Raw genomic sequence first — 12,676 nt, 5'->3', positions numbered from 1 at the left:
GGTGTCGTCACCGTTATCCCTCGGGCAAGGTCGCGCGGTCGTCACCGGCGCTACGCTGTGCGTGGCGGAGGTTTTGCAGGTAGTGGAGCAGGACGGCGACGTCGGCGGGGCGGACACCGCTGAGGCGGGATGCTTGGCCCAGCGTCTGCGGCTTTGCTTCCACCATGCGTTCGCGCCCTTCCTTTGACAGAGACGGTACCAGCGCGAAGTCGATCTCCTGTGGGATCACATATCCCTCGAGCTGTGACAGGTCGCGGACCTTTGCCTGTTGACGTACGATGTACCCCTCGTATTTCACCTCGGTCTCCAGCTCCTCCAGGAGTTCGTCGTCGACGTCTGCCAGGTCGGGGGCCAGGGCAACCAGGTCCTTTTTCCAGAAGTCCTGACGCTTCAGCAGTGTGGCAAGCGACGTCGGCGTCTGGATGGGACCCGCGCCAAGAGTGGCAAGCCTTCCCAGTGTCGGACCGTCCGGGTTCAGCATGCGGGCCCGCAGGACCTCCTTGAGACGGTCCAGTTCCTGCTGCTTGTACACGACACGCTGGTAGGCGGCATCATCGATGATGCCCAGCTCATGGGCGAGAGGCGTCAGGCGCAGGTCTGCGTTGTCCTCCCGCAGGATGAGGCGATATTCGCAGTGGCTGGGTGTGATGCGGTACGGTTCGATGAGCTCCTTGGTCGTGAGGTCGTCGACGAGCACGCCCAAGTAGCCGTCCGAGCGCCGCAGGACGAAGGGATCACGCCCCCTGACCTTCTGAGCAGCATTGATGCCAGCGATGATGCCCTGGCCGGCCGCCTCGTCGTACCCGGTCGTGCCGTTGATCTGGCCGGCCAGGAACAGACCCTCGACACGCTTCGTCTCCAGCGTCAGCTTCAGTTCCTGCGGGTTGACGTAGTCGTAGGCGATTGCGTAGGCCGGGCGCATAATCTCCACGTGTTCCATGCCGGGGATGGTGCGCAGGATCTCCTCCTGCATTGGGAGGGGAACACTCATATACATGCCCTGGACGTACATCTCGTTGGTACCCCTGCCTTCCTGCTCGAGGAACAGCTGGTGCCGCGTCTTGTTCGGGTACCAGCGCACTTTCTCCTCGATACTGGGACACGTGCGCGGGCCGACGTGTACCATGAGCCCCATGACGGATGGCGACAACTGCATGTACTTGCGCGTGACCTCGATGGTCTGGGGGTTGGTCCAATTCAGGTAGCTGGGAAGCTGGCGGTCCCAGACGCGCGGTTTGCTGCGGAAGGACCAGTGCAGGGGGATGCTGTCACCCTCCTCGAGTACGAACTGACTCAGGTCTACGCTCCGTTTGTCGATACGCGGTGTCGTCCCCGTATTGAAGCGGCGGACGTCGAAGCCGAGCTCTTTCAGTGAGTCGCTGAGCTCACTGCTCGCGAAGTCCCAGGCGCGTCCGGCGGGGATGGCGATGTCGCTGATATGGATGACGCCGCCCAGGTACGTGCCAGTGGTCAGGACGACAGTGTCCGCTTCGTAGCGGACGCGGTAATTGGTGACCACGCCCACGATGTGGCCGGACTGCGTCAGCAGGCGTTCCACGCGCTCCTGCTTGAGTGTCAGGTTTTGCTGGCTCTCCAGCACCTGCTTCATGTTGGCGCTGTACTGCCACTTGTCGCACTGGGTGCGCACGCTCTGCACCGCGCGCCCCTTGGAGGTGTTGAGCAGCTTGATCTGGGTCAGTGCCCGCTCGGCGTTGAGGCCCATCTCGCCACCAAGGGCGTCGACCTCGCGCACGACCTGGGCTTTGCCCGGGCCGCCGATGGCCGGGTTGCACGGCATCCAGGCGATGGCGTCCATCGAACCTGTGAGGACAAGCACCTTGAGTCCAGCGCGCGCGGCGACGAGAGCGGCCTCGCACCCGGCGTGTCCGGCCCCGACGACGATGCAGTCGTACCTGCTGCCTCCGCTGAACTCACTCTGTCCACGCTGGTTCTGTTCGCTCATCGGCTCATCCCCTGTCATGGTATGACCATAGCATACCACGAGTTGCGCCAGTGGTGTGCTCCAGTCTGTCATCCCCGCGAAGGCGAGAATCCACAGACCAGTATAAAGCTGGATTCTCGCCTTCGCGGGAACAACGGCAGAAGTGGTTCTCGTTCAGAGTCTGTCTGAACGGAGCCAGTTCTATGAAAGGATTCTGCGATGCCGGACCGCCATTTCTGAGTGGCGAAATGGAGCAGCCCCCGTTCTCTGAAGCAGTGCCAAAACCCCGGCGCGACCGCGCCGGGGTTGGGAGTGTAACATTCTCGCGGGAACGGAACCGTCCCGAGAATGCTGCAGCTAGAAGACTGCTTCTCCGGAGTCCGTATTGAAGAGATGCGTGCGTGCGACGTTCACGACAAGTCTGACCATGTCTCCCTGCGCATACTCAACCGCACTGCTGGCCCGTACGACGACTGTGGCACCGGCCAACGTCGTATGAATGAAGGTCTCGCTGCCCATCATTTCAACGAACGAGATCCTGGCCCTGAACGTGGCAGCGACTTCGGGCATATTGGACTGGCCGTCGATCAGTAGGTCCTCGGGCCGGACACCCCACGCGTAGTTGCCGGCGGGTATAGACTTGGCGGCCTGCTGCTGGGCGGCGGACAGCTGTATGCGCTGTCCCTCGATGTCCAGGGAGGGCGTCGGGGTCAGGACCAGATTGACGGGGACGAAGTTGGAGGGAGGAGTGCCGACGAATCCGGCAACGAACTTGTTGGTGGGATTGTCGTACACTTGGCGCGGCTTGCCGATTTGGCGCAGGAACCCGTTTTCCATGACGGCGACGCGCGAACCAAGGGTCATGGCTTCGACCTGGTCGTGGGTCACGTAGATCGTGGTGACGCCCAGCGCCTGATGAAGTCTAATGAGCTCCTCGCGGGTCTGCACGCGCAACTTGGCGTCTAGGTTCGACAGCGGCTCATCCATGAGGAAGACCTTGGGCTTGCGTACGATGGCTCGAGCGAGAGCGACGCGCTGGCGCTGTCCGCCAGACAACTCCTTGGGGACGCGCTTGAGGTAGTCCTGCAGCCCCAGCATCTGTGCTGCTTCGGCAACGCGGTCGTTGATTTCCTTTCCTGGGATGTTGTGCAGCCTGAGGCCAAACGAGATGTTGTCGCGCACGGTCATGTGGGGATACAGGGCATAGTTCTGGAACACCATAGCGATGTCGCGGGCGGCAGGCGGAACGTCGTTGACGATGTCGTCGCCGATGATCACGTTTCCCCCGTCAGCCAGTTCGAGGCCGGCAATCATGCGCAGCGTCGTCGTCTTGCCACAGCCGGACGGTCCCAGCAGGACGAGAAACTCCTTGTCCTCGGCTTCCAACGAAACGTTGTTGACCGCGATGACCTTTCCGAAGCGTTTTGTCACGTTTTCCAGAACGACTTTCGCCATTTCTTCCTCCGCTTGCGGATTTGCACGAGTACCAGGGGACCGCATTCCTGGGCGAACTCTCGCCAGTCTTTGGAACAATACACCCTTTGACTCGGCAGCTCCTAGTATCCAAGTAAGTTTAATCTGCGGCTGCCTGTTTGCAATGGAGATGGTTCCCCTGTCGTTCCCATGGAGGCGGAAACGCACAGGCACTTGGAAGACATAGGCCGACCCAACACGGCGACTTGTCGGACGCGGACATGACGGTATAATACATAGCTTTGCACAGGGCACGATGGACGTGCTCGCAGCTGGATTGCAGGGAGGAAGCATGTCAGTCAAATTGACCTTCTACGGTGCGGTAAACGAGATAGGCGGGAGCAAGACCCTCCTGCAATACAGTGGCACGAACCTGTTTCTCGACTTTGGCAAGGACTTCTTTGGCGGTACGGACCACTTCAGCGATCGTCTGAGGCCCGCGACGTACCTGCAGATCCGCGACTATCTCCGGTTTGGCAATCTGCCGCCGATGGCGGGGCTGTATCCGCCGACCCAGTCGCAGTTCCTACAGCAGGAATTCGGCGCCGCCCTCGATACCGGTAACGTGGACGGCATCCTTCTGAGTCATGGGCACATCGACCATTTCGGGTTCCTGCCGCTGGTGGACGTCAATGTCCCCCTATACATGAGCGCCGAGACGCTCGAGGTCCTGCGGTTCTTCGACGAAACGGGCGAGTTTGACCTCCGCATGGATCAGCGCTCTGTGACTGTGTTTGAGCATGACAAGGTCGTGCGCATCGGGAACTGCGAAGTCCTGCCGGTCCGCAGCGACCACGACATCCTGGGCATCCTCGGGTTCATCGTGCGGTGTGGCGCCACGTCGGTCATCTACACGGCGGACTATCGTCTGCACGGCAGACACCCGGAGCGAGTGCGCGCTTTCGTCGAGCTGATGCGCCAGGAGAAGCAGCATTTCAAGACTGTTCTTCTCACCGAGGGGACCAGGCTGGGGTTCGGCAGTATCGACCAACTGACTGAGAACGAAGTCCAGGAGCTTGCCACGAGGGCGGTCGGCACAGCCCCCGGGCTCGTGCTGACCAACTACTACATCCTCGACACGGATCGCCTCAAGGTGTTCCTGCGTGTCGCAGAAAAGACGGGACGGACAATGGTCCTGCAACCGCAGCATATGCTGATGGCCCGGAAGTTCGCTCGTTTCGACAGCGAGCTCGAGCGGCTCATGAAGAACGCCGAAGTGTACCTTGCCCGGCGTGGTTCGGGCAAGTACCTGGCGCCCGACTATCGGCTGTTCGAGCAGGAGTACCTGGTGACCGCGCTACGCGCCGCAGATATCACCACCGAACCCGCCAAGTATATGTTGCAGCTCGATTTTCCCGACCTTGGCGAACTGGTGGAGATCAACCCCGCCCCGCATACCGTGTTCATCCAGTCCGGTGGCGAACCTCTCGGGCAGTATGATCCGAACTATACTGTCCTCATGAAGTGGGTCAAGGATTTCAGGTTGGACTTCTACCGCATCGCTACCCCCGGGCATGCGAGTGAACTCGATATCAAGGATCTGGTCATGAGGGCGGACCCCAGCGTTCTGGTGCCTATGCATTCCAAGGCACCCGAGGCCCTGAACGGGTACATCAAGGACACGATTGCAGTGAGGAAAGGCGTGACATACGAGTTCTAAGGAGCTGACATGAGCGCAACCAGAAAGGCTCGACGCATACGAATCCTGCTCACCAACGACGACGGGATCTTTGCCAACGGGATCAACGCAGTTGGAGCGGCACTGGCAGCAACGTTCGACGTGACAGTCGTCGCCCCGGAGGGCAACCAGAGCGGTTCCAGCCATTCTCTTACACTGGGCGACATCCTGCCGATCCGCGAGGTGACAATGCCGTGTGGTCTGAAGGGTTTTGCTCTTCGCGGAACTCCTACCGACTGTGTCCTGGTGGCTCTGCTTGATGTGATGAAGGACAATCCGCCGGACATCGTCGTCAGCGGGTGCAACCATGGGCCGAACGTCGGGGTGGACGTTCTCTACAGCGGGACCGTCAGTGCCGCCCTCGAAGGACTCCGCCAGGGGCATCCGTCCATCGCGGTCAGTCTGGATATGGTGCACGGCGTGCAGCCCCACCATTTTGAGACGGCGGCGGCTGTGCTCATGGAAATCCTGGCTGAACCGGCGTTCTATGCCGATCTGGTCAAGGCACCTGCCATCCTCAATGTTAACGTCCCCAACGTCCCCTTGAGTGACGTTCAGGGGGTCATGATCACCAAACAGGGGTTCAGGGCCTATGAGAACTTCGTGGAGAAGCAGTTCAGTCCGCGCGGTCGCGCCTACTATTGGATTGCCGGAAACTCCGGTCCCCACGATGCCAAGCCCGGTAGCGACGGCTATGCACTGATCAACAACTATGTCTCTGTCACGCCGATCAATCTTGACCTGACGTGCGATGAGCTGTTGAAGCCACTTGAGGACCGTAAGGATCTGGTGGATAAGCGACTGGCCGTTGTCACCAGTGCGCGTGGAACCTTCGGCAGGCCGGCGGCCCCGGCTGTCGGAACCAGGCGAAGTGTGAAGTCTCCTGTTGCAGCCACCAGCCTGAATAGTGCATCAAAAGCTCCTCCCGCTCGTACGGGGGCTGCTTCGCACTACAGCGGGGCTGGTTCTGAAGTGAAGGCTGTGAGCGCCACGGCGGTCAAGAAGAAACACAAACGTTGATGCAGAGCCTTGTTCAGATGCTCACATAGTGCGGGTGACAAGCGGGGCCGAGGCTATTGACAAGAGAATCGACCCCACTATAGTTGTTGCGAAGTTCATTTTGCTTCATGGGAGACAACTGCGTGAACACAGATACCAGAATGGTTCTTTCGTACGAAGACCACGAGTCTGTCGACGAACCACCCCCAAGCCGCAAGCGGCATAGACGGGGGCTGTACGCACGTTCCCTTTCCACCGGTAACAGCCTTTCAGCACTGATTCTCCCCTCTGATGAGCGGCGGCTCCAGCCGTTGTCCGCGTTCCTCGGCGATGGTCGGGCTGGATAGTCATGAGCAAAACCCTACTCATCACCCATCCAACAACGAGGAGAACGTATCATGCGTATAGGCATTACCTACAACCTGTTTACTGAAGTTGCAGCCGTAGAAGGAATCCCATCCGACAGGGCGGACGAGTTCGATTCCCTGGAGACGGTTCGGAATATCGAGAAAGGCATTATCGCAGCCGGGCACGAACCTGTGCGGCTGGGATTCGGGTTGGACGCCATCGCGCGCCTGAGACGGCAGCCCGTCGACCTGGTCTTCAATATCGCCGAGGGACTATACGGCCGCGCCCGTGAGTCGCAGATGCCGGCCATCCTCGACATGATGGGGATCCCATACACCTTCTCCGACACGCTGGCTCTGTCTCTGGCGCTCGACAAGACGATAACCAAACAGGTCCTGATGCAGGACGGCATCAACACGCCGGCCTTCTGGTCCGTGGACAATCCTGTTCAGGTTGAGGCCATCATCCAGACCGGCGCTCCCAAGTATCCGCTGTTCGTCAAGCCATCCCGCGAGGGCTCCAGCATGGGCATTAACGACAACTCCCGGGTCACCTGCGACGACGAGCTCCGCAACCAGGTGGGTGAGCTGCTTGCAGCGTATCCCGGATCGAGCATCCTCATCGAGGAGTTTCTGCCTGGGCGCGAAGTTACCGTGGGAGTCATCGGTAATCGGGAGCCAGAGGTTCTCGGGGTGATGTCGTTCAAGCTGCTGAGCGGAACCGAGAAGGATTTCTTCTACACGCCGGAGATCAAGCACCACTGGGAGAAGTACCTCATCCCCGAGTGCCCCGCCGACCTCACTGCCGACGAATACCAGAGGGTGCGCGACCTGGCCGTGGGGGTGTTCAAGGCACTGCACTGTCGTGACTGCGCCCGTATCGACATGCGATTCGACGCAAACGGCGAGCCATCGTTCATGGAGATCAACCCGCTGGCCGGTCTGACCAAGGGCAAGAGCGATATTCCCGTCATGGCAGAACTGATGGGACTATCGTACGAGGACCTTATCGGCCGCATCATTCAGACTGCCGTCGAACGCATCGACGCAGAGCGGCCCGAGACCACGATGGTTACCGAGGCTCAGCGCGAGACCGTCTGACCTTCTGGAATCCCGACCCAACATTGATGGACGCCGGCTGGAGCCGGCGTCCATCTCGTTTCATGTGATAGGATCCTGGGCAAGCCCGCGTTCTGGTCTTTCCACAGCGGACGGGCGAGCTACACTGAATATGTCACAGCACTGCCAGTTCAATCAAGCGCTGCCGACAGGAGCGTACATACAGTGAGTAGTTTTCCGCGTGTCGTCGTCGACCTCGATTGTCTGACCGATAATGCCGCCAAGGTCCGCTCACTCTGTCGGGAGCACGGACTAGGTGTCGTGGCCGTCACCAAAGGAGTGACGTCGGACGCCGAGATCGTTCAGGCGTTCATGCGCGGTGGCATTCACAGCATCGGCGATTCGCGCGTCCACGACTTTCTGAGCCTGCGTCAGGAGGAGTTTGGTGTCCTGGAATTGACGCTCCTCAGGCAGCCTCCGCACTCACAGATGCATCTGGTTCCACACATCACCGACCGCGCGTTTATGTCGGAGTTGAGTGCCATGGAGGCGCTGGGTGAGGCTGCTCTGGCCAAGGGAACGACCTGTGACGTCCTCGCGGTGGTCGAAATGGGAGACCGTCGCGACGGCGTGCCGACGTCGGAGCTGACCCCATTCGTCCTTGCCGCATCGAGGATTGCGGGTGTGGAGGTCGTGGGCCTGGCGGCAAATGTGGGATGTATCACCGGGATCTTACCCACCGCCGAGAACCAGGAACTGTTCGGTGCGTCAGCCGCGCGTGTCCGCCGCGAGACAGGGCTACCCCTGCAGATTGTCTCGACCGGAGGAACGGTAGCCCTCGACCTGATCGAGCATGGCTTGCTGTCACCGACGGTGACCGAGCTGCGAGCGGGCGAGGCGTTGCTGCTGGGTGTCAGTACGACCGACTCGCGCGTCATCCCCTGGCTGCGCCAGGACGCGTTTGTCCTGGAGGCCGAGGTCATCGAGGTGCGGGAGAAGCCGAGCGCGCCCGACGGGCCGGTAGGCTTGGACGCGGAAGGCCGGCAACCCCATGTCGTGGACCGTGGTGTCCGCAGGCGCGCGGTGGTGGCACTGGGATATACCGACACGGACCCAGGCGCTCTGATACCTCTGGACGACGGTGTCACGATAGCCGGCAGCTCCAGCGATCATATGGTGCTCGACGTGACAGAGGCAGAGTACGATTTCTGCGAAGGCGACGTCGTGCATTTCAGGATGAAGTACGCAGCACTGCTGCACTCCATGTTGTCACCGTACGTGGCCCGGGAGTATCATCGGAGCCAGAACGCCGTTGTCGAGATGCTGACCCGGGAGGGTCGATTGACACAGGGACGTCAGACTAGCACAGAGGATGGTGCGTGACAAAGAGGGTTTTCATGAAGATGTCTCCAGAGCCGGCAAGTTCGCTGGGTGCTGTGCATTGCAACTGGTCTGGGGCATGAGAGCACAGTCGCAAGGGGGGGTGAGATGAAGGATTGGAGCTGGACAACGATGGTGGAGCTGCCGGCCGACCAGGCACAGCAGGAGCCTGATGCTTCCTGTGTTCCCGGGAGCTGCCCGTGCTCGTGCCTCCGCAGTATGGTGCGCGTGATAGACGCAGTCTCGACCGAGCAGGCCGTGCTGGAGGCCCAGGCGGCACTTGGCGACGTGACCGGCAAGGTGCTCCTCTCCGTCTACCGCAGGGTGGCAGGCGAGGATCTGCTAGATTTGTTGGCGACAGGACATGATCCCGGCGAAACGCTCACCCGCATCAGAGTGCCGATTGTGGCGGCCTCGATGCTGGGAGCCGTGCTGACGGATAGCGTGGTCCGTTGGGCGACTGTCGACGAGGGCGACGTTTCCGCGGTCGGCGTGGCAGCCCTCCACGACCAGGGACAGACCATTGGACTGGTGATCGCCGAGTCTGCACGTGACGGTTCGGGGGTGGGCAAACCGTCTGCGGTTTGCCTGCGCTGCGTGGCTGCGGTCATGAGTGTGGTCACCCTCAGGGCCAGGGTCGATGAAGCGCGCGGAATCCTGTTGTTGTTGGCCCGCTATCGCAGTGTGGCGGAGCTGTCCGTGCAGGTGACCCACGACTTCAACAACATGATGCAGGGAGTGCTTGGCAACGCGGCGCTGGCCAAGATGGACGTACCCGAAGATAGTCCCCTCGCCGTGTCGATGGCTGCTATCGAGGAGTCCGCCACACGAGCTTCAGTTCTGGCGCGCAAGATGCTGAACTTCGCGCGCGATAGCGCCAAGGGCGCGGCGACATGCGACGCGGTCAAGGTGGCCTCGGATGCGCTCGACCTGGCTGGGACACTGTATCTCAAGGGAGTCACGGTTACAAAGGAGTTGCCCGGACATGCCGTTCCCGTGCGCATGACCGACAACGACCTGGAGAATGTACTGGTCTTGCTCATCAAATCTGGGGTCCTTCGGCTCAAGCCGGTCACGGGCGTCCAGTTGAGCATTACCAGTGGTCCCATGAGTGAACGCGCAGAGATTCGACTGGAGCTTTACGGCGTCACCCAGGCGATCAGCACTGAGGATGGCACGGAGGCAGAACTGCTCGCGTCGGCGGCGCAGGCGGTGGCAACCAGGAGCGGAGCATCGCTTGATGTCACGTCTGTCCCGGGAGTCACCAGCATTGTCCTGACAGTGGCAAAGGAGGTGGCGCAGCAGTCTTCGTTCAGCTCTGGCCCCACGCAGCCGGTACAGGAGATGAACCTCAGGGGGACGCGCGTCCTCGTCGTCGGCAAGCCGTCACCGCTCGTCATGCTGCTCGGCGCGACCGGGTGCACGGCGCAGGCGTCGTTGACCTGGGAGGGCGCTGCTCAGGATATGGCGTACTTCGCTCCGCGTGTCGTACTGGCCGTCATCGGCGACAGCTCCGACCTGGACGCGGCGGTGGAAGGCCGTGGACGTCTGGGTTTGCCGGTGATCGTCATTTGCCAGCACGGCGTCGGTTGTCCTGCTGACAAGGCATCATCCGTCGACGGCGTCCTGGGTCTGCCGCTTGACCTCGACGACCTGCGTCATATGCTCACTCGCGTCCTTCACTGACTAATTGTGAACCCCTTGGGGTCAGGCACAATGGGGTTCACAATTGATGACGGAATGTCCGTCAGATGAGTTCGAGTGCCTTGAGCCCGTCCTGGTACTTCGATGAGGCGCGACGGGGAACGACAGCGAAGAACGTCTCGAACACGCGCATCAGGTCCCGAAGACCCTCGACCGAACCGGCTTTCTGTTCGATCTCCAGTTCGGTTGCCTCTGCCTTGTGACCGGGCTTACGGGGGGAGCTGAAGGCGACCGTGTCACACGCGATCTCGTAGGCGCGCTCGCCCTCATGGAGGATGTAGTGCAGGGAGCGCTTGTCCATTGATCGCAGGGAAGCAGACAGGGTCAGGTCCTTCAGCAGGATCACTGACGAAGGCATCAGGCGCAGGATGTCCTCGACGTTTGGCAGCGATTTCTCCGAAAAACGCAGGGCGTCGACCTCGTCCTCGGGACGCTCCTGCACGAGCCCGTCCGGCGAGGAGGACGGACCCTTGAGAGACAGAAAAACCCTGCCCTGCATGATGCGCAGACGCAGGGCGTGGTGGCTGTAGAACAGGGTCAGGTCGGGAGTGTCGAGGTAGATGGTCAGGATGTCGACGGTCCCGGCATGCTCGAGCGCGAAGTTTCCAATGTGATCCATGGCGTTCAGGCGGCGAAACAGCGCCTGATCCAGGACCTGATACTTGACTTCGCGCTCGGTGCCCACCCTATCCCTTCAAGAGCTCTGCCATGGCGTACGCGTAGATGCGCGTCGCCTTGAGCAGGGAGTCGACGTCGATATACTCGTCCGGTCCATGCTCAGTCATCGGCTGACCGGGGAACAGTGGTCCAAAGGCAACTGCGCCAGGGATGGCCCGCGCATAGGTGCCGCCGCCGATGGCAAAGCACTTTGCTTCCGTGCCCGTATATTCTGTATACGCCTTCTGCAGGGTCTGGATGAGGGGCGTGCCGGGATCGACATAGTGTGGCGTGCTGTCAGACATGACCGTGAACTCGACCTTGGTCCCCAGCAGTTTCTCGACGAACTGGTCGGTGACCTGCTTACTTGTGATCGTGATTGGATACCGGATGTTGACGACCGCGGTGCTGTCGTCATGGTCGATATGCAGGGTACCCAGGTTGAGCGTGAGGACACCCGAGACCTCATCCGCAAAATCCACGCCCACACGGTGCCCGGTCCACTCGGTACCAATCTCGCGTGCAAGGAACTGCAGGGACTCGTCGTCCTCGAGACAGTGTACGGCGTCCAGTACTTGCAACAGCTTGCCAATGGCGTTGCGGCCCTTCTCGGGAGTAGATGCATGGGCGGGCATGCCTTCCACGTCGAGCTTCAACTCGCCGTTTGCGAGCGTCGTTGATACCGAAAACTCGTCCTTGGGCAGGCGTTCGATCAATCCTTGCAGACGCTGCAGCTTGTCATGATCGGTGACCAGGACCGCCTCGGCGTGCTGCGGGACGACATTGGAACGCGTGCCGCCCTCGGCGTGGCGCAGCATGCCTCCGTGTGTGCCATGACCGGCCAGCTGCAGGTTGAGGATACCCTTCTCGCCGTTGACGATAGGGAACTCAGCGTCTGGGCTGAATCCGGACTCGGGGATGCCGTACTTCTTGAAGTAGTAGTCGAAGTCGGCCCATCCGGACTCCTCGTCGGTGCCAAACAGCAGCATGATAGCGTTCCTGGGCTCGATGTGCTGCGCTTGCAGCGCCGCACGGGCGGCAGCCAGCGCAAAGATGGAGGCAATGGCTGGTCCCTTGTCGTCGGCGGAGCCTCGGCCGTACAGCCGGCCGTCCTTGATGGTCCCGGCAAACGGGGGAACACTCCAGCCCGTTCCTTCTGGCACGACGTCGACATGGGTCAGGACGGCATATTGTGTCCCATCGCCGCCCCAGCGGACGCGGCCGACATAGTTCTCCATGTTCTCGGCCGCAAACCGTCGTCCTTCGGCGGTCTTGAGCATGAACTCGAGAGCACGGCCGATCTCTTTGCCAAACGGAGCATGCGAGTTGGCCGTCGCCGGGTCTTTGACTGACGGGATAGCAATGGCGCCGGACAGTGCCACCATCATCTCGTTCTCGTGTTCGTTGAGGTAGTTGTCGATAGCTTTCTTCATGTAG

General features: G+C 60.9%; 9 protein-coding genes. 5 read left to right on the top strand and 4 right to left on the bottom strand.

Going from position 1 to position 12,676, the window contains the following annotated elements; all coding sequences use genetic code 11:
- Nucleotides 1–13 precede the first annotated feature (13 nt).
- Together gidA and C0398_02545 are read right to left on the bottom strand one after the other, a co-directional pair.
- A complete protein-coding gene (gidA, locus tag C0398_02550) occupies nt 14–1,963 on the bottom strand; it encodes a tRNA uridine-5-carboxymethylaminomethyl(34) synthesis enzyme MnmG (protein ID MBA4364871.1) in 1,950 nt (649 codons plus the stop codon).
- Nucleotides 1,964–2,299: 336 nt separating this feature from the next.
- A complete protein-coding gene (locus C0398_02545; GenBank protein MBA4364870.1) occupies nt 2,300–3,397 on the bottom strand; it encodes a glycerol-3-phosphate ABC transporter ATP-binding protein in 1,098 nt (365 codons plus the stop codon).
- Nucleotides 3,398–3,671: 274 nt separating this feature from the next.
- On the opposite strand from C0398_02545, the gene C0398_02540 reads away from it, so the two are divergent.
- From C0398_02540 to C0398_02520, 5 genes are all read left to right on the top strand, one after another.
- Nucleotides 3,672–5,075 carry a hypothetical protein gene (locus C0398_02540; GenBank protein ID MBA4364869.1) on the top strand — a complete coding sequence of 468 codons (1,404 nt, stop codon included), beginning with the start codon at nt 3,672–3,674 and terminating at the stop codon, nt 5,073–5,075.
- A 9-nt stretch (nt 5,076–5,084) separates the two neighbouring features.
- On the top strand, nt 5,085–6,113 hold the full coding sequence (locus C0398_02535) for a 5'/3'-nucleotidase SurE (protein MBA4364868.1): 1,029 nt from the start codon (nt 5,085–5,087) through the stop codon (nt 6,111–6,113).
- 377 nt (nt 6,114–6,490) lie between these two features.
- The gene (locus C0398_02530; GenBank protein ID MBA4364867.1) at nt 6,491–7,540 is read left to right on the top strand and encodes a D-alanine--D-alanine ligase; all 1,050 of its coding nucleotides are present in this window, start codon (nt 6,491–6,493) and stop codon (nt 7,538–7,540) included.
- 72 nt (nt 7,541–7,612) lie between these two features.
- The gene (locus C0398_02525) at nt 7,613–8,881 is read left to right on the top strand and encodes an alanine racemase (protein MBA4364866.1); all 1,269 of its coding nucleotides are present in this window, start codon (nt 7,613–7,615) and stop codon (nt 8,879–8,881) included.
- Nucleotides 8,882–8,986: 105 nt separating this feature from the next.
- A complete protein-coding gene (locus C0398_02520; GenBank protein ID MBA4364865.1) occupies nt 8,987–10,564 on the top strand; it encodes a hypothetical protein in 1,578 nt (525 codons plus the stop codon).
- 61 nt (nt 10,565–10,625) lie between these two features.
- Here C0398_02520 and C0398_02515 read toward each other — a convergent pair whose 3' ends face one another.
- Both C0398_02515 and C0398_02510 read right to left on the bottom strand, forming a co-directional pair.
- Nucleotides 10,626–11,267, bottom strand: a complete 642-nt coding sequence (locus C0398_02515; GenBank protein ID MBA4364864.1) for a hypothetical protein — start codon at nt 11,265–11,267, stop codon at nt 10,626–10,628.
- Nucleotide 11,268: 1 nt separating this feature from the next.
- Nucleotides 11,269–12,672: a dipeptidase PepV gene (locus C0398_02510; GenBank protein MBA4364863.1), complete on the bottom strand. Its 1,404-nt coding sequence runs from the start codon at nt 12,670–12,672 to the stop codon at nt 11,269–11,271.
- Between the last annotated feature and the right edge of the window lie 4 nt (nt 12,673–12,676).

Source organism: Coprothermobacter sp., assembly GCA_013824685.1.
Classification (GTDB): domain Bacteria; phylum Caldisericota; class Caldisericia; order Cryosericales; family Cryosericaceae; genus Cryosericum.
This window is presented reverse-complemented; position numbering and strand designations above follow the sequence as displayed.

Bases quoted from the DNA above. Each gene is read 5' to 3' on its own strand.
- gidA (MBA4364871.1), bottom strand. From the start codon at position 1,963: ATGAGCGAACAGAACCAGCGTGGACAGAGTGAGTTCAGCGGAGGCAGC.
- C0398_02545 (MBA4364870.1), bottom strand. From the start codon at position 3,397: ATGGCGAAAGTCGTTCTGGAAAACGTGACAAAACGCTTCGGAAAGGTC.
- C0398_02540 (MBA4364869.1), top strand. From the start codon at position 3,672: ATGGACGTGCTCGCAGCTGGATTGCAGGGAGGAAGCATGTCAGTCAAA.
- C0398_02535 (MBA4364868.1), top strand. From the start codon at position 5,085: ATGAGCGCAACCAGAAAGGCTCGACGCATACGAATCCTGCTCACCAAC.
- C0398_02530 (MBA4364867.1), top strand. From the start codon at position 6,491: ATGCGTATAGGCATTACCTACAACCTGTTTACTGAAGTTGCAGCCGTA.
- C0398_02520 (MBA4364865.1), top strand. From the start codon at position 8,987: ATGAAGGATTGGAGCTGGACAACGATGGTGGAGCTGCCGGCCGACCAG.
- C0398_02510 (MBA4364863.1), bottom strand. From the start codon at position 12,672: ATGAAGAAAGCTATCGACAACTACCTCAACGAACACGAGAACGAGATG.